A 23,205-nucleotide genomic window follows, 5' to 3' on the forward strand; every position below is an offset into this window, starting at 1 on the left:
ATATGAAAAACCGAATGCTGATAATTCCCACCGTACTGACGGTGCTCATGTTTATGCTGCTGCTGTGTGGTACCGGGCACGCTGTGGCACAGTCTTTTGCTGTGAAGGCCAATGCCGGCACCAAAGGCATTGGCGGAGAACTTGCGGTATCTCTCCATGAAAAGATTAATGTGAGGGCTGGTGCCAACTTCTTTTCATTCTCTTACTTCTACGAGACCGAGCCCGACGACGACTTCGATCTGGATGCAGGCCTCAGCCTGTCAAACTACTCGGCTATGGTTGACTGGCATCCGTTTGGAAATCGTTTCCGGCTATCCGGTGGCATTATTTACAACGGAAATACGGTAACGGCTGAAATGCAGCCCAAGCAGTCCTATGAAATTGGCGGGGATATTTACGCGCCCGAAGAACTTGGAAATCTCGAAGCGGAGGTAACGTTCAGCCCTATTACCCCATATTTGGGTTTGGGATTCGGCAACGCTTTTCGCGGAAGTTCATTTGGAATGAATGTTGAACTCGGTGCCATGTTTCAGGGCTCGCCGCGTGTGAACATGTCCGCTGACGGGCTGCTTGCGCCCTCCGCAAGTCAGGGACCACAGTTTGAAGAAAACCTGTCGTGGTTTACGGCCTATCCGGTGCTGACCCTCTCGCTTTACTACCGCATCAACTGACCCTTAATACACAAAAATCTCATGAATTTGCATAAAATATTCAAAAGAGTGCTGGTCGCGATGCTGGTCCTAACGCCGGCTTTTATGTTCACGGCCTGCGACATTACCAACCCGGTGGAGGGCATCAAGCTCATGCTGAACCTCAAAGAACGCAACACAACGGTATCCGTAGTTGTACGCGATGCTGAAACCGGCGACCTGATTGGTTTCGAGGATGAAAGCGTTACGCTCGACGTTACCTTTTCGGGGGACGACGGGCTTGTAATTATCAACATGATCAATGAGGAAGTAACCCGCCTTGCTGGTCTTGAAAACGGCCTGTTTAATTTTGCCATTCGGGATGAAATTGAACCGGGTCCGCAGGCCCCGATTGTATTCCGGATGAACATTGAAGCGACCGGCTACCTTACGGAATCGCAGCTCGTAGTAATTGACGGAAGCGGTGAAAACGTCGTGGATGTAGAGATGATCCGCGTAGCGTCCCCGCCGGAAGGTGTTGTTATTCGGGAGAATGTGCCTATCGGTGCAACGGATCCGCAGGGTCTTACCACAGAGCCCATTGTTTTTAGTTCCGGCGATGATGATGACTTAGATCGCTTCTTTCGGGGCAGTGCCGGCGCCGGAACTGCAAGCGATAACCTGCCGCCTGATCCGCCCATCTCTATCTTATCACCCAGTGTCCGCTTTTTCATTGCTGCTGGCACGGAAATAAAAGACGAAAACGGGAACCCGCTTCAGGGAAACCTAAACGCGACCTTTGTATACTACGGACCCAATAGCCTCTTTTTCCCGCGTTTCGGAAAGGCAAACCGAGGCGGAGACACCGATGATTCTCTGTTCGAATACCGTGGGGTCGTGCAGGCTACCATACAGGATGAAAACGGACGTATCGCCCTGCTTTTTAATCCTGCCATCGAAGTAACCATGACCTATCCTTCAAGCCCTTTCGATCCGGATCAGTTTGAGAGCTGGACAGGTTTGCAGCCCCGGCCCGATACCTGGAATTTCAGCCAAATGGTAGAGATTACAGAGCTCGAAGATTCCTTTGGCAGAAACTTCAATCAGTCTACAATGACGTTGACGGAACTGCCGCTTATGACCATGATTGGTAACGGCATCCCAGCCTGTTTGTCCGGAAAAACCATACGCTTTGACGGTACCAAACTCCGGCTCGAAGGCGGGCTTTTCAGAAGCGACAATGATCGCTTTGTTGGGTACTATAACGCTGTAAGGCGCACAGTAGGGGATGAAAAGGTAACAGAAACGCGTTTCAGAACCGTACCGCGTAATGTACCGGTTAGGGTTGAGGTCCGTAACATGAACTTTACGCTAATTGACTCCTTTGAAGTTTCTGATTTGTGTGCGCAGACTGAGCTTACTGTGCCGGTAAACAGTCCGGAGTTTGATCTCGAATTCATTGCCGAAGGGCGCTGTGAAGGCCGGGATGAGCTTGTATACGCAAGTATTCCCGCTCAGATCAGATCAAGCCGCAGCTTCTGGCGACCTGCCGGAAATATCACCAATGGTGTTCTCAATATTACGCTTCCTGAACCTGATACCTACACGATAGGCACAACCTATGACGGGCGTTTTTATCAGTACGATATTGACCTTACCGGCGCACAGCCGGGTTCAACAACAACCGTAGAAGAAATCTTTGATATACCCGAAAACATCTGTGATGATGTTTAGAAGGTGAACTTCAAAAAATGCAACGTACCAAAGCCGGTTCCGCAAGGAGCCGGCTTTTTTAATGATGATCAGGGCGGGCTAATGCCTGATCGCGGATTCAATAAACTCAGATGCTGTCTTTAGCCCGCATTATTCACAATTCAACAGGATTTATTTGCTCAATGTAAGTTTAAATTAGGCTTAGTGAAAAAACATCGGTAGACCAAGTTTGAGTGTGATGTAAAAACTGCGCACCGAGCGAAGCGATTCCCGCAAAGCGAAATTTCCCCGCTGGCTTCGCCTTGTCATCAAGAAAATTTCTTGGTGAATAATGCGGGTTAGTTTGTGAATCCGGTATCTTTGGCATTATATGATTCGTATGCTGCGGGTTTGTACCACCCGCTAAAGCCCAACCTTTATCTCTTTCTGATGCAACGTATGCGCTCCGTATCCTTTATTCTTCTCGCTATTCTGTTCGTCTGCTTTTCCCCTGTAGTGGTGAAATCTCCAGCCCATGCGCAAGTACAAGCGCAACAAGGCCCGCTTGCAGCGGACACCCCCCCCGATTCGCTGCAGTCCTCAAACGCAGTTCTCAGCGATCCCTTTTTGGAGAATGCTTCTGATGAAGACGAAGCCTATCGCAACAGTCTTGTGCCGGTGCCTGCCATTGCCTACACCCCGGAAACCAGCCTGATGCTCGGTATCGTAGCCTTCCGGCAGTTTAAGCCAGCGGCTGCAGGACCCGAAACACGGGCCTCGCAGTTTTTCGGAACCGGTATTTACACCCTCAACCGGCAGCTCATACTGGAAGCCGGCACGACATTTATCCTGCCCGGCGAACGCTGGATTCACGATGTGTACGGGGGCTATAATTTTTTCCCGGCACAGTACTTCCCGCCCGGTTTCGATGCCCCTGAGGCGGATGAGCGGACGGTAGAATACCGTCGCCTCTTTTTCAGAGGCGACTTTGTGCGGAATATCGGAAACGGCTGGTTTACCGGTCCCGCGGTCAATTTTGAACGGCTGCAGTCGGTGCGCGTCACGGAAACCGACGAGGGCGAACCTCAGCCGCTGTGGTCACGCGGCAATCCCGAAAACAACACCGTAGCCGGACTCGGCTGGGCCCTCCGCAAGGACACCCGGAACAGCATCATGACTCCGCTGCAGGGACATTACCTTGAACTGACGGCAGTGCTGCATCCCGCCATTGCGGGCAGTAAGGGCTTTGGCTCGCTTTATCTCGACGCCCGGCGCTACTGGAAGCCCGCGGCTCTGCCCGGTACCCTCGTTGCTGCGCAGTTCTCCGGCATGTTCACGGCAGGTGACGTGCCTTTTCAGGCAATGCCGCCATTTGGCGGGGAGAGCATCAACCGGGGCTACTATCTCGGTCGCTTCAACGATCACAATGTGGCACAGCTGCAGCTCGAGCTGCGGCAGCCGATTTGGTGGCGCTTCGGCGCCGTAGCATTTGCCTCAACAGGAGAAGTCTGGAACCGTTTCACAGACTTCTCCCTCAGCAATCCCAAATATGCCGGCGGGGCGGGCTTCCGTTTCGATCTCAATCCCCGGGATTCCCTCAATGTCCGCATCGATTACGGCTTTGGGCCGCATGGCAGCGGACTCTACATCACCCTCGGCGAAGCTTTCTGAAGCAGGAGACGGTCTTCCTGTTGTCAGCAGGTAAATTATTAGCTGAACAAAGCGGGGGATAAACACAAATTATTTTAACCTGAGCGTAGTATTTTAGGCGGTTTACCGCAGGTTGTACCTTGCGGATCATTTTCCAAAGCTCATCCTGAACCCAACCTGAATCATGCACTGGCTGCTCAAGTTTTTCGGAATTCTTATTGCAATCATCTTCATCAGCGGAAGCTTGTTTCTGCTCATCTTCACCCGCGGAAGTTTCTTCCCGCATACGGACGCGATTGAACCGGAGGAGGGCCGGCAGCCAGTCGCGGAACTGACAACGGTGACCCTCGGTGGCTTTGAACAGCATTTGCTGCTGCGCGGTCATGACGATACAAAGCCCGTGCTCCTCTGGCTGCACGGCGGTCCCGGAACCCCGCAAATGCCATTCGCACACGCCTTTGGCCGAGAACTCGAAGAACATTTCATCGTCGTGCACTGGGATCAGCGCGGAGCCGGAAAGTCCAACACCGCCGATTTTGATGAAGCCTCCCTCACCTTTGAACAGCAAACTGCTGACGCGCTCGAACTGGTACACTGGCTGCGCGAGCGTTTTGGTCAGGACCGCATATTCCTGCTCGGTCATTCCTGGGGTACCCGCGTCGGCATCGCGCTCGCGGCCGAACATCCCGAGCTGTTTTATGCCTGGATAGGCGTGTCGCAGGTCGTAGATCACGGACGCGCAACCGTGATGGCGCGCGATTGGCTGGAGCGGCGCATCAGCCTCGAAGAACGCTGGACCCTGGGAGAAATCAAAATCCCGGCCATGCAGCACGACGACTACCGGCGCCTCGCCAAAATTGTAGAGCGGCGCGGCGGGGGCACCGATCTGCCGGTTTCCGAACTGATCCGGATTGCCCTACGCGCTCCCGAGTACAGCATGCGCGACAACCTGCAGCTGCTCACCGGTATGAACCGCGGCGGCAAGCCCATGCACGCACAGGGCATCATCAAGCCGTACAACCTCACCGAACAGATCGCTTCGCTCGACATTCCGGCATGGTTTCTGAACGGGCGCAATGACTTCAACACCCCGGCGGCGCTCGTCCGTGAATTCTATGAACAGCTTGAAGCACCCCTCAAACGCTACATAATATTCCCGCAGGCGCATACGCCTTTCTTCGCAAGCCCGGAGCTCTTTGTAACCACCCTCATCGAAATGCAGGCTGAAGTCTTGGCATATCACGCGGAGGAGGGGGAACCTTAGCAGCCTGCGGCGGACCGATAGCAGCTTTACTGCGCGTGCTACACAGAAAAAGCGGATTGTGCGGTGTAAATAAACATTTAATTTTTTGTTTGGGAAAAATAGTCCAGGCTCAAAATGAGGGGTGCAAATGGCATGTCAAAGGTTGCCGGGCAATGCTGTTTTTATAGTTTGCTGTCGAATAAATATTGTGCTGTATCACACTGATTAATAGTGTCATAGGGTCTATACTTCCACTTATCTAATCCGGTCTGGTTTGAGTACAGGTGTAGCTTGCATTTACGGATGCGGTCTCGTAGTTTAGCCCTGTTAATTTATTGTGTTATTAAGTTAAATTTTTGCGGTCTGGTGTTGTTGTTGATGCGCCTTCGGGTGCGTGTGGTTCGTTTTTTTTGTGGTACCGTCTGCCGTCAGGCTGCTCATAACCCAATCATTATGCGTTTTTCTTGTCCTGCCTTTGTTCGCTCCTTTAACCATCTGTTTCGCTTTCGACTGCTACCTGCCGCGGTGCTGATTGGGGCTGCGGCCCTTCTCACAGCTGTGCTGCAGCTTTCGGAGCGGGAGTATGTGATTTCCGGCAATGTAACCTTCAGCGGTGATGAGGCGCCCGCCGCGTTTCAGCCCGTCATTCTGCGTTCGGCTGAGGAAGATTCGCTGGCATCTGCAACCACAGATGCCTCCGGTTTTTTTCAGATTTCGCAAACAACAGTTAGTGCCGGTGATCAGGATGAGGTCGATCTGCCTCAAGCCGTGGAACTGAGCGCGGTCTGGCCGAATCCGGCACAGGGCGACGTAAATGTAGCTTTTGAAACGCCCGCCAATGCCCGCTACACCATGGAGGTGTATAATCTTCTCGGGCAGCGGGTACAGCGCCGGCAATTTACCTTACAGCCGGGCAGCGGGGTTTTTCGCATTACGCGGCCGGCTTCGGACGGGGTGTACTTGCTGCGTCTGAGTGGTCCTGACGGACAGGACACCCGCAAGGTCACCTTTGTAGGCGGTCAGGCCCTCAGCGGAGGCGGCGATATCCGCCTGTCGGCTTTTCAGGCGAAAACAAGCGTGAACGAGCAGGGCGAGGTGGCCGGCGGTGCAAGGGGCGGGGACGTGCTTTTCCGTATCGAAGTGCCCGAATCAGCGCTGCATGAGGGTTTCGAGGGCGTCATCACCCATCCGGAAAACGGCGATGGGCCGATTATGATCCCCTATGACATCACCCTGAACGATAAGATGCTGATTACTTCGCTGGAGGGCCGGCTTCAGGACACGCAGGGGCAGCCGCTGGGCGGCACGCTGGAACTGTGGGATCAGGCGCCCGAATCGGCTGGCGGAATGCAGCAGGTTACAGAACCCAACGAAGCCGGAGAAGAACCGCTTTTGACGCTCGATGTCAATGGTGACTTTACCGCCGAACTCGCGCAGGCCGTGCGGCTGGCTCCGGATGTGTACACCGCGCGCTTGTGGTACAAGCCGGATGGCACCGAGATCCGCGAACTCGTGCTGGAAGAGGAGATCGCGGCCGGACAGGCGCATGATTTAGGTGTTACGGAAGTTGAACTGGGCCTGAGACTGCTGGTTACGCTGGATTTTTTCTATGATGATGCCGTCGATGCCGCTACGCCACAAGCTGCACCCGATGTGGCGGTTACGCTGCGTGATCCGCAGGATGATACGATGCTGGCCGAGGGATTTACGGACGGCGAGGGTCAGTTCAGCGCGCTGCTGACCCTGCCGCCCGGCCTGGAGAGCGTGCGGCTGCAGGCCAGTCTGACGCATGTTATGCCGGTGGATGAACTGCTATCCGGCTTCAGCATGAATGAGGCCGATGCATCCCTTAGTGAAACCATTGAACTGACGTCCGAGATGACCGAGCTGAGCGCTGTATTGCAGGCCAATACCAACCCTTTGCAGCCGGCTGGGGGTGTTTTTGCCAGGGTAGTCAGACAAACGGGTGGTCCGGCTTTTGCGGAGGGGGTGAGTACGGGAACCGGAGCACTGTCGCTGACCTACACCCTTGCCGGTAGCGGCTTACCTGAGACGCAGATGCTGCGGCTGCAAACCGAGCAAACCACACAGGTGCAGTCCGGCAACTTCGGCTTCTCCCATTCGGCTGGCGCGCTGGATCTTGGCACACTGCTGCTAACCCCAAAGACGGTCAGCCTTCAGTTTCAGGTAAGCGGGATCAACGGACTTCCGGTTGCAGACGCCTTGTTTCAGGTATTCAATTCGGAGGGCGGGATCCTGCTCGGGGAAGGCAGTAGCGATGAAAACGGAGTGGTCTTCCTGGTGCTGGAAGGTCAGGACGCCGAGGCGCTGCAGACGGTGTTTGTTACCGTTAACGGGCTTCATTATACGGAGCTGGGTTTCACTGTATCTGTTGACCCGTTCATGCCCATTATGCTCGAACTGGAACCGGAGGTGGCTACCATAGCGCTCAACTTGCAGAACAGTGAGGGCGTGCCGGTGGGAGGAGTGCAGGGACTGTTGCAATGGGAAGATGTGCTGCTGGTACAAAACAGCACCAATGCCACCGGGCAGGCACTTCTAACCTATACTTTGGCTGGTACGGATGCACCCGAAACGCCTGAGCTGACCATTTTTGTGCCGGAGACCATGTTGTACGAAGCTGCGGAAGCAAGCGTGATCCACAACCCGGAAGAGCAGGTTTCTGTACTCCTCACCTTAGAAGATAGAAGGTAGCTAACACTTACTGAAGGCGATTTTTGACCACCTTGGGACAGCGCTCCATGGCACTGTCGGGCTGTGCAAGCAAGATCAGGTACTGGGCTGTGAAGAGCAGGACGCACAGGGTGGCTGTAGTCTGCCCTGAGCAGGAGTTTTCATCTTCAACGTACCCAGCGGGGAAATTTCATTTCGTGGGAATCGCTACGCTCGGTGCGCAGCATTTGTATCGCACCCAAATTTGAGTAACCGCAGCTCATAACTAAGCTAAATTTAAACTATACTTTAGGTGATCAAGCTCTTTTCAATGTGAATAATGCGGGCTAAATCATCAGCTACTGCCTTATTGATGCGCCGCAGCACGTCAGTACGACAAATCGTGAAAACTCCTTCACAAGGCTATCACCCGTTTTGCCCGTGCAGCCCGAATTTGCTACCTTGGGGGGATACATCCAACAAATACGCTCAAAGATTCGGCTATCTATGTTTAAACTTCACCTGACCCAACGCTGCGCAGCTGCAGCCGCAGCCGCAGCCGCAGCACGACATGCATCACAATTATTTGCGGGAATACTGACTCTGACCTTCCTCACAGTCATCCTTCTTGTTGCGCCGGTAGTTCAGGCACAGTCAGCTGAGGCTGAAGCTGAAGCAGACGAAAAAATTGCCCGCGCTACAGCACTTTTCGATGAGGGGGAAGAAGCTGAAGCGCTCGCATTATACCTTCAGGTGCTGGATACAGACCCGGAAAATTTCACGGCCCTCTGGAATGCATCTATCATAGCTTTACGCGAGGGACGCAGGTCCGATGATAAAGACGAAAAAGAGCGGCTGTATGAGAAGGGACTTTCGCTTGCCGCTAACGCACTCGAACTTCGCCCTGATGACGGCTTCGCGCACTATGCCAAAGCCGTTGCCCTGGGCCGCAGCACCGACCTGATGGGAACCCGAAGCCGTATTGAAACCGCGCACGAAATCCGTGAGCACGGCGAGCGGGCGGTCCAAAAACTACCCGACGAAGCGGGTCCGTTTTTCCTGATGGGCGTTTGGCATTCTGAAGTCTCAAACGTAGGCCGGGCCGAACGCTTCGCAGCCCGCGTCATATCCCGCGGACTTCCGGAGGCCGACAACGAAACGGCCGAAACCTACATCCGTCGCGCGATGGAACTCTCCCCCCAAAAAGTGCAGTATCACCTCGGGCTGTGTGAGCACTTCATCCGCAAAGGCGAAACCCGCACTGCCCGCAGCTGCCTGAATGAAGTCCTCGGCATGCAAGCCCGCAACCCCATGGAAGAAGAAGAGCTTTCCGAAGCACAATCGCTTCTTGATAATTTGTGAAAAAAGCAGGTTGCGCAGGGCTTCCCGCATTGAGGCTGTCATCCTAAGACGGCAGACCGCGGACCGCAGACCGCGGGTTTGGACGGAGGACGGAGGGAAGGGGCAAAATAAATTAGGATGACGAAGAACGCGCAAAATTCCCCTCTCGAGAGGGGTGCCCGGGTGAGCGCAGCGAACGGGCGGGGTGTGACGGGCACGAACCCCCGGCATGCCCCGAAAGGCCATGGCTCGCGGTGTTGGGTAGGTACGCGAGGAATGGGACCGCAGACCGCGGACCGTGGTTTGTATGTCGGAAAGTGGGAGACAAGATTTACACAGATTGCCTTTCCCCGCCTCTTCGCGTTTTGAACAGGATTTTTAGGATTACAGGATAAACAGGATTTTGCGAAATGAACTAACCAAGCTGACCCTGACCCTTTATATGCACCCAATCCCCGAAAGGTTATCCCGTACGTGGGGCGCGGGTGTTGCAGAAACGCGATGAATCGCCTCTCCGCGATGTATTGTAATCCAAAATAAAAAAGCATCATCCAGAACACCGGGGCATAGCAATACCGCAATCAAAGCCCCACCTATACCTTCTGCCTCCAAAGCCCATTGAAGCCTTACGGCGTCATCCCGGAAACGCCCACTCAGGTACTTGATAACTATAAACATAGTCCATCAGCGTTATCCGGGATCTACCAGCTTTGACCTATGTCATTGCTTGTAGCAGGCATCCAAATGTTGTCCAAGACATTTTAGCACAGGCATCCCAAACCTGCTATCACATCGCGATAGCTCCCGCTTGGTAGATCCCGGATAATGCTGCACGTCTTTTCGAGAAGGTAAAAATAACGCCGATTTGCAGCATTTCCGGGATGACGCCGTTATGGCATATTTTTACAAAAACACATCTTAGAGACGCAAAGCCTTGCGTCTTTGCGATGTATTATAACCCAGAAAAAAAAGCGTGATCCCAACACCGGAGCATAGCCACACCGCAATCAAAGCCCCAACTATACGCTCTGCCCCCAAAGCCCATCAAAGCCTTACAGCGTCATCCCGGAAACGCCCACTCAGGTACTTGATAACTATAAACATAGTCCACCGGCGTTATCCGGGATCTACCAGCTTTGACCTATGTCATTGCTTGTAGCAGGCATCCAAATGTTGTCCAAGACATTTTAGCACAGGCACCCCAAACCTGCTATCACATCGCGATAGCTCCCGCTTGGTAGATCCCGGATAATGCTGCACGTCTTTTCGAGAAGGTAAAAATAACGCCGATTTGCAGCATTTCCGGGATGACGCCGTTATGGCATATTTTTACAAAAATACATCTTAGAGACTCAAAACCTTGCGTCTTTGCGATGTTTTATAACCCAGAATAAAAACGCGTGATCCCAACACCGGAGCATAGCCACACCGCAATCAAAGCCCCAACTATACGCTCTGCCCCCAAAGCCCATCAAAGCCTTACAGCGTCATCCCGGAAACGCCCACTCAGGTACTTGATAACTATAAACATAGTCCAGTGGCGTTATCCGGGATCTACCAGCTTTCATTTGTGTCACTGCCAGTAGCGGGCATCGAAATATTGTCCAAGACATTTTAGCACAGGCATCCCAAGCCCGCTATTACATAGCGATAGCTCCCGCTTGGTAGATCCCGGATAATGCTGCACGTCTTTTCGAGAAGGTAAAAATAACACCGATTTGCAGCATTTCCGGGATGACGCCGTTATTTCATCTCTCACCCTAAAAATGGTTCAGAGACGCAAAACCTTGCGTCTCTACCGGCATCGCTTTGCCTCCCTGCCCATCCCCAAAATACGCCCCAATCCACTCCCGCATCCTCCGTATCTTGGGGCGCACATACAAACCGTTCATTAAGACACATTCATCAGGAATTTCCCGTTTTGATCGATACGCACGCGCACATCTACCTGCCGCATTTCAAAGACGACCTCACCGAAACCCTCGACCGTGCCGCTGAAGCCGGACTTACCGACATCCTCATGCCGGCCATTGACTTCGATTCGCTTCCGCAGATGGACCGGCTCTCGCATGCGCGCATCAGGCTTCACAAAATGATGGGCGTTCACCCCTGCGAAATCAACAACAGCCGCTGCAACCTCGAAGCCTCCTTACTCGCCGCCTGCGCCGCGAACGACATCGTCGCGGTGGGCGAAACCGGTCTCGATTACTACTGGAGCACCGAATTTGTCGAAGAGCAAAAAATCAGCCTGCGCCGGCACTGCAAAGTCGCCAAGACCCTGCAAAAGCCCATCGTACTGCACAACCGCGAAGCAACAGCCGACCTCCTCGACCTCATCGAAGAACAGCAAGACGGCCGTCTCACCGGCGTATGGCACTGTTTTACCGGCACCATCGAAGAAGGCCGGCGCGCCATCGACCTCGGGCTGTACCTCGGCATAGGCGGGGTCGCAACCTTCAAAAACGGCGGACTCGACAAGATCCTGCCGGAGCTGCCGTCCGAACGCTTCATCCTCGAAACGGATTCTCCCTATCTCGCGCCCGCGCCCTACCGCGGCAAACGCAACGAACCTGCCTACACCGCACTCGTCGCAACTCGTCTCGCCGCGCTCCTCGACCGCAGCGAAGCCGATATCATCCGCATCACCACCGAAAACGCCCGCAGGCTGTTTCCTCGCATCATACGGTAGCAAGCGGGGCTACAGCCTGAAAATGTTAGGGTATTTTTCCAATAAGCCTAAAATTTGCTTAGAACCGCTTTTCTGAAGCCAAGGCTTTAAGGCAGCCAATATAGCTTGTTACCCGCAGTTTCAAATTGTAAATCAGCGCTTGACAAAACAGACTTATCCTTATTATTGCAGGCCATTTCAAAACAAATCAACACATCCATGTCATCTGCTTCATCAAGACTATTCATCCTCTCAGCGATCCTCATGCTGACGATAGTTGCCCTGTCTGCATGCTCAGCCACAAATGCATCGCGGGTTGATCTCAGCGAAGTCAACAATGCAACCTTCGAAAGCGACACCTACGACGTATTTCAGGCCACCCTCAGTGCCCTCAACCAAAACGGTTTCGTCGTACGCCGCTCCAACTCCGCCGATGGCCTCATTCAGGCCGACTTCATTAATCCCGGCTCAACCGGCAGCGAAGAACGCTTTTTCGGATACAGCTCCAGCCTCTCCGAGCACGTCCGTGCCGAGCTCACCCTAAACCCAACTGTTGACGGCGGCACCCGCGTCATCCTCAACCTCGTGGAAATCTTCCCGCCTTCGCCCGCGCAGTACGGCAGCATCAACACCGCCAACACACAGCGCCGCATGCGGGACGCCCGCTTCTACGAAGGCCTCCTCCGCCAAATCGAAGAACGTCTCGAAGAACGCGGTGTCAGCACGGGTGTCTGAACCCCCGCTGCCGGGGTAGCGCCCTCATTTTTTTATTTTTGGGGGAAACTTCCAGAACATCAGGGGGTCCGTGATAGATTGCGAAACCCCAAACCTAAGATGAATGCGTTGCTTTTTTTGGGAAGTTGGTCCCTGAAACAAGGCATCAACCCCTGCCATAAACGACTGTAACACAAGGCTCTCCGGAGCCTTTTTTTGTGAACACCGTTTTTCAGGAAGACCTGCAGCACACCCATGCACATTACCCCGCGGCATTCGCACGCCCCTCTCGGAAGCCCGGTTTGGGTGTGCCGCTGATTCCGTATATTTGGCGCGACATAAGATTCCCCCCTTTTCACGCATAAACCTAAACAGATGACCTTCACAGCCCTTCAACAGCGGCACAAGGTCATCCCCTGAATGCTCAGAAAAACCAAAGCTATGAACAGATTAAAAGTTGGGGTACTGGGTGCTACCGGTGCCGTTGGTCAGAAATTTATCCGCTTGCTTGCGGATCATCCCTGGTTTGAAATTGCTGCGGTTGCAGCCTCCTCCCGCTCAGCCGGCAAGCCCTATGCCGAAGCCGCACACTGGATCGAGCCCATCCCCGTACCCGAAGCCGTCGCTGGCATGACCGTGCGCGCCTGCGAGCCCGAAGCCCTGCCCGAAGTCGATTTCGTCTTCTCTGGCATGGACGCTGCCGTTGCCGGTGACATTGAGCGCCGCTTTGCGGAAGCCGGTATCCCCGTCGTTACCAACGCCCGCAACTACCGCCGCGAAGCACACGTGCCCCTGCTCGTGCCGGAAGTCAACCCCGATCATATCGCGCAGATCGCGCATCAGACCTTCGACCCGAGCGGGCGCGGATTTATCGTCACCAATCCAAACTGCGTGTGCGTGCCCCTCGTACTCAGCCTCAAACCCCTCGCGGACGCCTTCGGCATTGATTCCGTTGTAGTTACGAGCATGCAGGCCGTCTCAGGTGCAGGCTATCCCGGCGTGCCGAGTCTCGATATTTTAGGCAACGTTGTGCCCTATATCGGCGGGGAAGAAGAAAAAATCATGTGGGAGCCCCTCAAACTGATGGGCGAACTGCAGGCCGACGGCACCGTGCAGAACAGCACCATCGGCATACACGCCTCGGCCTACCGCGTGCCGGTCGTGGAAGGGCACCTGCTTTCCGTGCTTGTAAAACTCGCGACCCCGGGCGTGTCCGAACAGGACGCACAACAAGCCTACGCCGACTGGCAGAGTCCGCTGGCAGGGCTTGACCTTCCTTCGGCACCCGAACAGCCGGTGCTGCTTTACGACGAACCCCGCTTCCCGCAGCCCAAGCTACACGCCCCCAACGAAAACGGCATGCAGGTCACCATGGGCCGCCTACGCAAAGCCGGACTCTTCGATTTTGCCTACACTGCCCTGGGGCACAACACCATTCGCGGGGCTGCCGGCGGAGCGGTGCTCAACGCCGAAATGCTGGTTGCCAAAAAACGCATCCGCAGCCGGAACTAAGGCAGGCCGGTTCAGGCTTCCGGACCCATCACCCTACAAAAAAAGACACCAAAACCACGCAATTCCATGACTGTTACACAACTCGAAGCATTTGTTACTAAAACCGCTGAAGCCGCCGCTTCAACTGCTCCCGAAGGCTTTTTTGAAAGCTTTGAAAGCTTCCTTCAGGCACTTGAATCCGGTGAAATCCGCGCTGCAAGTCCGCAGGCGGATGGCAGCTGGGCCGTAAACGGCTGGGTGAAGCAAGGCATACTACTGGGCTTCAAATACGGAAAAGTCGTGCCCATGGGCACGGACTCAAGCTTCAAATTTTTCGACAAAGACACCTATCCGACGCAGTATGTTGACGGACCCGCGCGGACCATCCGCGTTGTGCCGGGCGGCTCGACCATACGCCGGGGCTCCTTTATCGGCAACAAGGTCACCATGATGCCGCCCATGTACGTCAACTGCGGCGCCTATGTAGATGAAGGGACCATGGTTGATAGTCACGCCCTCGTTGGCAGCTGTGCGCAGATCGGCAAGCGCGTGCACCTGAGCGCAGCCGCACAGATTGGCGGGGTGCTTGAGCCCATCGGGGCCGTACCCGTCATTGTGGAAGACGACTGTATGATTGGCGGCAACACCGGCATTTACGAAGGCACCATCGTGCGCAAAGGCGCGGTGATCGGTGCGGGCGTTGTCCTCACCCGCTCGACCCCTGTGTACGACCTCGTGCAAAAGCGTATCATCCGTGCGGAAGCCGGCAAAACCCTCGAGATTCCCGAAGACGCGGTTGTGATTCCCGGCACACGCGCCATCAGCGGCAACAGCTGGGCCGCCGAAAACGGACTTGCCGTGCAATGCCCCATCATCATCAAATACCGCGATGATAAAACCGATGCCGCAACAACCCTCGAAAGCCTGCTCAGGTAAACCGGGCCCCGCAGTACCCTACTGTTGCGTGTAGGGATTTTCTGAAAGGCCGCGGACAATGGTTTCAGCAAGGCGCAGCTTCACGAAGCGAATGAAAGATTTCGCTTCGGAAGCATGCGCCTTTTTTATGTTCAGGGTAAACGAAACGTCCTCGCCATCGGTAAACGGAGCCGCAAGCTCACGGCTCAGCGTATGAAGGGTCACTTTGCCCCCGGTCAGCTGCATGTCAAGGCTGATGTACTTGATTTGCGGCAGGGGGATGTGCCAGGGCGATGGAAGGTTTTCATCCGAAAACCGAAAAACAAGGTCATCGCCGTGCAGGCTCAACGTGCCGCCCGATTCGCGGCTGATCAGCGTTTTTTTTTCGATGGAAAAGGGAATTTTCATGAATGTGTTTCGTAAGTCGCTGTTATTATTGCGTGAGAAAAAATAAAAAAAGTTGAGATAGTACTGTAAGGTTTCCCGCATTTAGGGCTCTATAAGGTGTGTAAGTCAGTGCTCACGTAGCAATGCTGTTTACACACCTATTCTACAGTCCAAAAAAGCCGGCACCTTGAGTGGGCCGGCTTTTTTTTTTGCGCCTGCTAATAGCTGACGGAAAGACTGAGAAATGTGCGGCATTTTTAAAATCAGGAAAGGGGAATTGTCGGAATTGGACTGTTAAAAGGGCTTTGGCACTGACTTTGCTTAGATGGGTGCAGGTAAAAATATAACACACATCTTCACCCAAAGACCAACAGATACAACATTATGTCAGAACAAACCCGTCAGCAGTTTGAATTTAAGGCAGAGATGAAGCAATTGCTTCACCTTATCATAAATTCGCTCTATACCAATCCGGAAGTATTCTTACGCGAGCTCATTTCCAACTCCTCTGACGCCCTGAACAAGGTGCGTTTCATGCAGCTCACCAACGAAACGGTACAAAGTGCCGATGATCCGCTGCAGATCAAAATTACGCTCGACGAAAAAGAACAAACCTTCTCCATCGAAGACACCGGCGTCGGCATGACGGAACAAGAGCTCGTAGAACGGCTCGGTACCATTGCAAGTTCCGGCACCCTGGAGTTCATCAAGCAAATGCAGGAAAACAAGGGCAAGCTCGATGGCAATATGATCGGGCAGTTTGGCGTCGGCTTTTATTCCGCTTTCATGGTGACTGATGAAATCACCGTAGAAACCAAGCACGCCAATCCCGAAATGCCGGCCATGAAATGGGTTTCAGACGGCAAGGGTACCTTCACCATTGAAGAATCCGACAGGACGCAGCGCGGAACCAAAATTTCCTTCAAGCTGAAAGAAGAGCACAAAGAATTCGCCGAAAACTGGCGCGTGAAAAGCATCATCAAAAAGTACTCCAACTTCGTGGACTACCCGATTGTGGTAGGGGAAGAAGAAGTCAACAAAAAAGGAGCGCTTTGGCAGAAAAGCAAAAACGACATCACCGATGAAGAGCTCAACGAGTTCTACAAATTCGTGTCCAACGATTTCAATGAGCCGCTTGATCACCTGCATCTCGCCATGGAAGGCCGGATGAACTTCAAGGCGCTGCTGTTTGTGCCCAAAAAGCGCAAGCCCAACTTCTTTCAGAACGAAGAGCTCAAATCCATTCAGCTGTACTCCAACCGCGTATTTGTGCAGGAAGACTGCGAGCCCCTGCTGCCTGAATACCTCCGCTTCATGGAAGGCCTTGTGGACAGCGAAGACCTGCCGCTGAACGTGAGCCGCGAAGTGACGCAGTATTCGCCCATCATGAATAAAATTAAGGATGTGCTCGTGGGCAAAATCCTCGGCATGATCGAATACTGGGCGGAAAGCGAAACTGACAAATTCAAGACCTTCCTCACCGAGTTTGGTCCGCTGTTCAAAAGCGGCATCAACAGCGACTTCACCAACCGCGAGCGGCTGATCAACCTGCTCCGTTTTCAGACCACTAAATCCGGCGACGACGAGCTCGTTTCGCTCAAGCAGTATGTGGAGCATATGCCTGATTTTCAGAAGCAGATTTACTACCTCAGCGGTCAGAGCCTGAAAGAGCTTCGCAACGACCCGCGCCTCGAGTACTTCAAAAAGAAGGATGTAGAAGTGCTGCTGCTGCACGATCCTGCGGATACCTTTGTAGTGCCCGGCCTGATGAACTTCATGGAAAAAGAGTTCGCAAGCATCGAAAAATCCGACATCGACCTCGGCAAAGACGATGAATCCGCGCAGGACGCCCTCAGCGGCGAACCGCTTGACAAGCTGATTGCCGTCATCAAAGAAGCCATCGGCGACAAGGTCGAAGATGTAACCGCCTCGAAGCGTCTTGTTGAATCCGCAGCCACACTCACGGTCGGCAAAGAAGGCATGGACACACAGATGGAATACATGATGAAAATGATGAATCAGGAAATGCCGCCTTCCAAGCGGATTTTCGAGATCAACCCCTCGCATCAGCTCATCAAAAACATGTCAGCCCTTACCGAAAAAGGGCAGTCCGAGCGGGTGAAACTCTTCGCCGAACAACTCTACGAAGGCGCCCTGCTCCTGCAGGGACAACTCGACTCCCCAACCGAATTCATCAACCGCATGACCCGCTTCCTCTCCCTCGCAAGTGAAGGCGAAACAGAAAGCGAAAGCGGAAACAAAAGTGAGAATCAAAGCGAAAAATAACCGCTAACTGATTCAGCCCTAAGATGTATAAAGAAGGCAGTCATACCGAAAAAGGTGTGGCTGCCTTTTTTGCATTTGGGGTGGACGGTACAGCTGAATGCAGCGCATGTGGGGACGCTATATGGCACCTTACACGTGAGATGGTGCCGTTAAAAATCCCCTTAAGGTCTGCTCGCTTCCAAAGGGTAGGGTACGAGAAAGGTTTTGCGCGCAGCACCTTCGACCAATTTTAGAGCCCGTTGAGACGTAATTGTAAAATGCAGGGATATCTTCCGGACTATTCCGGGAGCAATGCCGGAGCATTCCCGGAGCAATCATTGTAAACAAGATAGCATACAAGCGCCCTGAACGCGCCAAAAACGGGGTGTTTTTGGCTTTTATAAGCGTACTGATTTACTTATATACAAAAATTAACAACATCAGATTCATCGCAGCTACTGCTATTGTATATCCCGATTGAACGCACAGACCGGCGGGGGAAGGACGATGTTGTGAAACCAGCCACCAAAAACAACCCAATCCCGCCGTTGTCATCCCGAACAGTTATCGTTTGGCAGGAGGTAAATCGAAGCCGCCGTAAGTTGTTAAATCGCGGTATTCGAAAAGGATTTATGTGAGGGATCTCCTTTGCTGGAATAGGCCTTGATGGATAAACCGGTGTATTCGTGTACCTCGGGGCAGGTCTGACGCAGGAGATCTCTCACATGATACTTTGATCGGCAGCACATGCAGATCAGATAGTTAAGACTTCGAATGCAGCCCTGCCATATTCCACTGTTCGAGATGACTCGTTTATATTTTTTGATATCGAAACAACCTCGGCAGCAGCGACATCTTGGTAGCACGATGGTTATTTTTTTAGATAGTAAGCGTATCTTCATGCAAGACCTTTTTTATGAATCAAATCATCCTAATCACCCGCTGATGAATCACGCTTGTCCGAATCTCCCGATCAACATTCTCATTTCAAAAGGCAGCTCATATTTCGGTCCTGATACGGGCTGGGTGCTTGAAATTTTCCGGGAAGCTACGGAAGATGATCTCGAAGAGAACGAATACCTCGATGATGTGGGAGATCTTATATGGACTACCGTTGCAGAAATTTCCCACTGCCCTTATTGCGGCGAGCATCTTCAGCCGTTGAGCCGCAATCCGGCAGACGGGTCCGTGCAGGTTGCTTGTTACGATTATAGTGGGTGGACCACGCGGAAATTGTAGCTGAGGTATATTTTGTATTCAGTAAAGTAGCCTTAAAATACTCGTACGTCAGCTTTACTAAAATTCATCAATATTATCCTATGAAACGCCAAATCTCTGTCAGAACGCTGATTAGCGATCTTGAACCCGAAGCCCTTCGGGAAGTCATCATAGCGCTGAGTAATTATTCAAAGAAAAATGAACAGTTCATCAAATTATTTGTGCAGCGCTCCGATGAAGCTTATTCTAAAACGGTTGTTGATGAGGCTAAGAATAAAATCCGGTTGCATTTTTACGGAAAATCCGAATTTGATCTTAAGCTTGATCTTAAAAGTGCACGAAAGGAAGTCAGCGATTACAGCAAGATGCTCAAAAAATACCCAAGGTACATTGCAGATCTGAAGCTTTACTATGTGGAAGTTGGGAATGAAGTCACCAAAGAGTTTGGGGACATTGATGAACGTTTTTATGATTCCGTTGAGTCCATGTTCATTGCATTTTGTAAATATATTCGGGAACATCCGCAGCTTTATGCGGTATTTAGGGACCGGTTAAAGAAGCTATACATAGAATCTCAGAACATAGGGTGGGGATATTCAGACTTTATGTCTGACACTATTCGTGAGCTTCAGAGACTTTTCGAAATCGACGGTGATATGTAGCCCAAACCCATCATGAGGGACAATTGTAAATGCGGCCCTGATGACAATTGGATATACTTTTCGCATGTTTTATGTTTAAACCATAGCGGCTAATTATGATTTAGTTTTGCTTCTTTGGCAAGGTCAGCTATATTCCTTCAATCTTAGCCTCTTGCAGGTAAGCTAAACCTAACCCTTGCACTCCTGAAACTTTTCTTATTGCTCCCTCAACAATCGGGTTCAACAATCTTGTGAGGCGCAGTGAATACTATTAACACTCTTGAAAATAAGTAGTTAGCATGATGACCGTATCTGAACTGAAACTCAAAATTTTCCGGCAGGTTGACGCGCTGGATAAGAATCAATTGGAAAAGCTGCATGACATGCTTCAGGCTTATGAACGTGAGCATGCGCATGTGCATGCGCAGAATGATGTTGATACGGAGCATTGGGAAGCGCTGACCGATGCACAAAGGAAAGGCATCTTAGATGCGATAGCAGAAATAGAGGCGGGAGCTGGGATTCCCGGCGAAAAAGTTATGGCAAATATTCGAGAGAAATACCTGAATGTCTAAACCAGTCATTTGGTCACCCTCAGCGGAGCTGGACTTTTCAGCCATCCTCGATTACCTTATGGAAAACTGGGACTTCAAGGTCGTAGAGCACTTTATTGAAATCACATCCTCGGCTTTATCACAGATAACCAATAGCCCCGGCCAATACCCGCTCATACATAAGGAAAAAAAGTAAGAAAGTGTGTGTTGACCAAACACAATACCTTGTACTATCGCGAAGACAAGAATTCGATTGATCTCCTTAGAATTTACGATAACAGGCAAGATCCTGATAAGCTAAAATTTTAACGGTCAAACTTTAGTTCGCTTTTTTTGAACAGGAATTATAGGACTGTGGGATAACTTGGTGGGGTTTAAATAAAGCTTATCAAGCTGTTATTATTTGGGGTATAAAATTCCCCTCTCGAGAGGGGTGGCCCCGGGAAAGACTTCCTCAGCGGCAAGAAGCTACAAAAAGGGCCCCCGAAGTGGCAAACGCCCCGAAGCCGGCGGGACGGGGTGTGACGGGCACGGAGGTTATAGTGCCACGAAAGACAGATTGCTCGCGATGTCATTCGTGCTGTTTGGGCGCAGACCGGAGTTTTCGCCCCGTAGTTTTTTGAACAGGATTTTAGGATTACAGGATGGACAGGATGATGTGAAAACAGCCACCAAAAACAACCCAAGCCCGGCGGGTCATCCCGAACAGTTATCGTTTGGCAGGAGGTAAATCGAAGCCGCTGATAGTTGTTAAGTCGCGGTGTTGATGAAGAATTCATGTGAGGGATCTCCTTCCGTTTGGATAGAACACGGAATCATTTCGGTCATAGCAGCCCTTATTACGAGATCCTTCGACTCCACCTCCGCTGCGCTCCGGCTCCGCTCAGGATGACAGGGGCATTTACTAAAACCCCGGCGCGGTGTGTCGCGCCGTTTGACGCGTGGGGGGTGTCATCCTGGGCGAAGCGCAGCGGAGTCGAATGATCTGGTGGTGAAGGGCACGGTAGCGTTGATCTATATCGGGGCCCAACAACCGCAGGACTTCTCTCACGTGATGCTTCGATGGGGTGCTGGTGCAGGCCGTATTGTTGCGGCTTTGAGTGCTGCGTTGCCATGTTCTGTTGTTCGATATAACCCGTTTTTTGTTTCTGATTTCGAACCAGCTCCGGTGGGAGCGACAGCTTAGTAGCATGGTAGCACCTGCCTCTCCACCACCCCGGCCCGGCATGCCGGGCCGTTTGACGCGAGGCGGCACCTTTCATCCTATGCGGAGCGTAGCGGAGTCGAAGGATCTCTTGGTGGAGGGCACGGTAGCGTTGATCCATATCGGGGCCGAACAGCCGCTGGCGATCTCTCACATGATGCTTCGATGTGATGCCGGTGCAGGTTGTATTGCGTGGGCTTTGATTGCAGTGTTGCCATGGCCTGCTGTTCGAGATGAACCGTTTTTTTGATTTTTTGGATGATTGATCCGCAAATGATGAAATGCGGATTAATCTGATAGGGCGGGGTATGAGCAGAGTTTCATCAGTCTTGAAATCAATGGGATACGTCTGAATCTAAAATCGTTTTCGAAGTCTGAAGATATATCAACAGCTTCCACAGATAAGCGTAAAAAGTACTTAGCTTATCACAGCGCCAATTTTTTAAAGCAGGAAACTAATAACCCATTTCGTGCGGTCGGGTAAGCTTTTGTTGCTTATTTTTATATGGCCGCTCTGCCGAATAATCGTCAATCTGCTATTTTATCGCACAACTTGACGCTTGCATTCAAAAATCCTATCCCATCACTTTAAGCTTACCAAAACGGTATTTTGAATACGCAGCCAATTTTAGCATCGTATTCAAAATTATCATGAAAAAGGTAATGCCAATGTACCTGTTTTAGAGAAGCTACAGGTAAATAAATCAATCAAAAAAATGTCTAAAATTCATTACTTCCAGCGGTACTCTACGCTTGAAAACACCGTAACGAACAACACCCTTCAGCTGCTTGCCCGTATTTATAGCTATTCCCCGGTGCTGGCTTCAAAGCTTTTGTCCGATATTACCGATGAATCTGTTGATATCGGCTTAGAAATTACGCAGCAAAGGCAGGCGAATAAGTCTGTGCCGGATGGCACCATTATGCAGCGCAGCTTTAAAATTATCCTTGAATCGAAGGTGACTGCTCCTGCCGATGTACATCAGCTGCTCCGGCATGCCGAGGGCTTTGGCAATGAAGAACAAAAAATACTGCTGCTGCTCACCGTGCAGGAACTTGGCAAAAGCACCATGGATGAAATCGCTAACAGTATCAAAAATAAGGCCAAGGATGTGATCTTCAGGAATGTTACCTACGAGAAGATCTGCAATGCTGTACAAGACCTGTTTCAGCCGCACGAGAATGAAATGAATGATTTGGTTGATGACTACGTGGAATACTGCAACGATACCGGCCTTTTCGATCAGTCATCTTATCTGATGCGGATTGTGCCCTGTGGCAACAGTCTTGATCTGAATAAAAAGTATGGGATTTACTTCCAGCCGGCTGACCGTGGATACACCAAGCACTCCTATATCGGGATTTACGCGCAGAAGACAGTACAGTGTCTTTGGGAAATTGATGCTGTTTTTGATATTACGTATGACGGCACAACGATTGAAAAGACGCATGTGCAGGGAACAGTAACCGATGCTTATGACGATAAAATCATTGAAGTGATTGCAGAGGCCAAAAAAATGTGCGGCTATGATGTGCAGCGCGGGTATCGCTTTTTCTGTGGAAAGGAAGCTGTCCCCACAAATTACGTGAAGGTATCCTCAGGGGGCATTCAGGGCGCACGTTTAACAAACCTCAAAAATATTGTGGGTGCCTTTGATACTGCTAACGAGCTTGCCCGAAAGCTTAGCGAAAAGACATGGGAATAGTATCTTGCATTGGGTAAAGCTCTTCTTGCCTGCACATAAACTGCTTAAGGATAACGATTTGTATGCTACAATCCACGAGCTGTTCAACATGATATTCTAACACAGCGCTAAAACACAACAATGAAACCCATCCGTCACTTTGCTTAAGTTATAGATGATACATGGCCTTAGATAAGCAGAACGCTTCGCCTCATACAATTTGGACCATGAGGGT

General features: G+C 51.8%; 17 protein-coding genes. 16 read left to right on the plus strand and 1 reads right to left on the minus strand.

The annotated features are described in order from the left end of the window. The first annotated feature begins 14 nt into the window (after positions 1-14). The 10 genes from CYPRO_RS06510 to CYPRO_RS06565 all read left to right on the plus strand — a co-directional run bounded on the left by CYPRO_RS06510 (position 15) and on the right by CYPRO_RS06565 (position 15,037). A complete protein-coding gene (locus CYPRO_RS06510) occupies positions 15-671 on the plus strand; it encodes a hypothetical protein (protein WP_124245545.1) in 657 nt (218 codons plus the stop codon). Between the two features lie 21 nt (positions 672-692). Next, positions 693-2,363 (plus strand): hypothetical protein, encoded by a 1,671-nt coding sequence (locus CYPRO_RS06515; protein WP_124245546.1) that lies wholly within the window; start codon positions 693-695, stop codon positions 2,361-2,363. A gap of 408 nt (positions 2,364-2,771) precedes the next feature. Further along, positions 2,772-3,992 (plus strand): BamA/TamA family outer membrane protein, encoded by a 1,221-nt coding sequence (locus tag CYPRO_RS06520; protein ID WP_114983834.1) that lies wholly within the window; start codon positions 2,772-2,774, stop codon positions 3,990-3,992. Between the two features lie 163 nt (positions 3,993-4,155). After that, positions 4,156-5,235 (plus strand): alpha/beta fold hydrolase, encoded by a 1,080-nt coding sequence (locus CYPRO_RS06525; protein ID WP_114983835.1) that lies wholly within the window; start codon positions 4,156-4,158, stop codon positions 5,233-5,235. Between the two features lie 432 nt (positions 5,236-5,667). Then, positions 5,668-7,929, plus strand: a complete 2,262-nt coding sequence (locus CYPRO_RS06530; protein ID WP_164682600.1) for a T9SS type A sorting domain-containing protein — start codon at positions 5,668-5,670, stop codon at positions 7,927-7,929. A 465-nt stretch (positions 7,930-8,394) separates the two neighbouring features. After that, the gene (locus CYPRO_RS06535; protein WP_114983837.1) at positions 8,395-9,249 is read left to right on the plus strand and encodes a tetratricopeptide repeat protein; all 855 of its coding nucleotides are present in this window, start codon (positions 8,395-8,397) and stop codon (positions 9,247-9,249) included. Positions 9,250-11,149: 1,900 nt separating this feature from the next. Then, positions 11,150-11,917, plus strand: coding sequence for a TatD family hydrolase (locus tag CYPRO_RS06545; RefSeq protein ID WP_114983839.1), 768 nt, complete (start codon positions 11,150-11,152; stop codon positions 11,915-11,917). A 198-nt stretch (positions 11,918-12,115) separates the two neighbouring features. Continuing rightward, a complete protein-coding gene (locus tag CYPRO_RS06550) occupies positions 12,116-12,631 on the plus strand; it encodes a hypothetical protein (protein WP_124245547.1) in 516 nt (171 codons plus the stop codon). A gap of 420 nt (positions 12,632-13,051) precedes the next feature. Beyond that, positions 13,052-14,122: an aspartate-semialdehyde dehydrogenase gene (gene asd, locus CYPRO_RS06560; RefSeq protein WP_114985724.1), complete on the plus strand. Its 1,071-nt coding sequence runs from the start codon at positions 13,052-13,054 to the stop codon at positions 14,120-14,122. 66 nt (positions 14,123-14,188) lie between these two features. Further along, the gene (locus tag CYPRO_RS06565; protein WP_114983842.1) at positions 14,189-15,037 is read left to right on the plus strand and encodes a 2,3,4,5-tetrahydropyridine-2,6-dicarboxylate N-succinyltransferase; all 849 of its coding nucleotides are present in this window, start codon (positions 14,189-14,191) and stop codon (positions 15,035-15,037) included. Positions 15,038-15,055: 18 nt separating this feature from the next. Here the strand turns inward: CYPRO_RS06565 and CYPRO_RS06570 are convergent, their stop codons facing one another. Further along, positions 15,056-15,424, minus strand: a complete 369-nt coding sequence (locus CYPRO_RS06570; RefSeq protein ID WP_124245548.1) for a hypothetical protein — start codon at positions 15,422-15,424, stop codon at positions 15,056-15,058. A 363-nt stretch (positions 15,425-15,787) separates the two neighbouring features. On the opposite strand from CYPRO_RS06570, the gene htpG reads away from it, so the two are divergent. From htpG to CYPRO_RS06610, 6 genes are all read left to right on the plus strand, one after another. After that, entirely contained in the window at positions 15,788-17,689 is a 1,902-nt protein-coding gene (htpG, locus tag CYPRO_RS06575; protein ID WP_114983844.1) for a molecular chaperone HtpG, read from the plus strand. Positions 17,690-18,613: 924 nt separating this feature from the next. Continuing rightward, on the plus strand, positions 18,614-18,907 hold the full coding sequence (locus CYPRO_RS06585; RefSeq protein WP_164682602.1) for a hypothetical protein: 294 nt from the start codon (positions 18,614-18,616) through the stop codon (positions 18,905-18,907). Positions 18,908-18,987: 80 nt separating this feature from the next. Continuing rightward, the gene (locus CYPRO_RS06590) at positions 18,988-19,548 is read left to right on the plus strand and encodes a hypothetical protein (protein WP_114983847.1); all 561 of its coding nucleotides are present in this window, start codon (positions 18,988-18,990) and stop codon (positions 19,546-19,548) included. A gap of 278 nt (positions 19,549-19,826) precedes the next feature. After that, positions 19,827-20,102, plus strand: a complete 276-nt coding sequence (locus tag CYPRO_RS06595; RefSeq protein WP_114983848.1) for a hypothetical protein — start codon at positions 19,827-19,829, stop codon at positions 20,100-20,102. Next, the gene (locus CYPRO_RS06600; protein WP_114983849.1) at positions 20,095-20,277 is read left to right on the plus strand and encodes a type II toxin-antitoxin system RelE/ParE family toxin; all 183 of its coding nucleotides are present in this window, start codon (positions 20,095-20,097) and stop codon (positions 20,275-20,277) included. The genes CYPRO_RS06595 and CYPRO_RS06600 overlap by 8 nt, the downstream gene beginning before the upstream one ends. 1,724 nt (positions 20,278-22,001) lie before the next feature. Beyond that, entirely contained in the window at positions 22,002-22,991 is a 990-nt protein-coding gene (locus tag CYPRO_RS06610; RefSeq protein WP_114983851.1) for a hypothetical protein, read from the plus strand. Positions 22,992-23,205 lie beyond the last annotated feature (214 nt).

Source organism: Cyclonatronum proteinivorum (assembly GCF_003353065.1).
Classification (GTDB): domain Bacteria; phylum Bacteroidota; class Rhodothermia; order Balneolales; family Cyclonatronaceae; genus Cyclonatronum; species Cyclonatronum proteinivorum.

Coding starts and splice junctions, on each gene's coding strand:
- CYPRO_RS06590 (WP_114983847.1), top strand. CDS start 18,988: ATGAAACGCCAAATCTCTGTCAGAACGCTGATTAGCGATCTTGAACCC.
- CYPRO_RS06570 (WP_124245548.1), bottom strand. CDS start 15,424: ATGAAAATTCCCTTTTCCATCGAAAAAAAAACGCTGATCAGCCGCGAA.
- CYPRO_RS06595 (WP_114983848.1), top strand. CDS start 19,827: ATGATGACCGTATCTGAACTGAAACTCAAAATTTTCCGGCAGGTTGAC.
- asd (WP_114985724.1), top strand. CDS start 13,052: ATGAACAGATTAAAAGTTGGGGTACTGGGTGCTACCGGTGCCGTTGGT.
- htpG (WP_114983844.1), top strand. CDS start 15,788: ATGTCAGAACAAACCCGTCAGCAGTTTGAATTTAAGGCAGAGATGAAG.
- CYPRO_RS06550 (WP_124245547.1), top strand. CDS start 12,116: ATGTCATCTGCTTCATCAAGACTATTCATCCTCTCAGCGATCCTCATG.
- CYPRO_RS06610 (WP_114983851.1), top strand. CDS start 22,002: ATGTCTAAAATTCATTACTTCCAGCGGTACTCTACGCTTGAAAACACC.
- CYPRO_RS06510 (WP_124245545.1), top strand. CDS start 15: ATGCTGATAATTCCCACCGTACTGACGGTGCTCATGTTTATGCTGCTG.
- CYPRO_RS06600 (WP_114983849.1), top strand. CDS start 20,095: ATGTCTAAACCAGTCATTTGGTCACCCTCAGCGGAGCTGGACTTTTCA.
- CYPRO_RS06585 (WP_164682602.1), top strand. CDS start 18,614: ATGAATCACGCTTGTCCGAATCTCCCGATCAACATTCTCATTTCAAAA.
- CYPRO_RS06525 (WP_114983835.1), top strand. CDS start 4,156: ATGCACTGGCTGCTCAAGTTTTTCGGAATTCTTATTGCAATCATCTTC.
- CYPRO_RS06530 (WP_164682600.1), top strand. CDS start 5,668: ATGCGTTTTTCTTGTCCTGCCTTTGTTCGCTCCTTTAACCATCTGTTT.
- CYPRO_RS06565 (WP_114983842.1), top strand. CDS start 14,189: ATGACTGTTACACAACTCGAAGCATTTGTTACTAAAACCGCTGAAGCC.
- CYPRO_RS06535 (WP_114983837.1), top strand. CDS start 8,395: ATGTTTAAACTTCACCTGACCCAACGCTGCGCAGCTGCAGCCGCAGCC.
- CYPRO_RS06520 (WP_114983834.1), top strand. CDS start 2,772: ATGCAACGTATGCGCTCCGTATCCTTTATTCTTCTCGCTATTCTGTTC.
- CYPRO_RS06515 (WP_124245546.1), top strand. CDS start 693: ATGAATTTGCATAAAATATTCAAAAGAGTGCTGGTCGCGATGCTGGTC.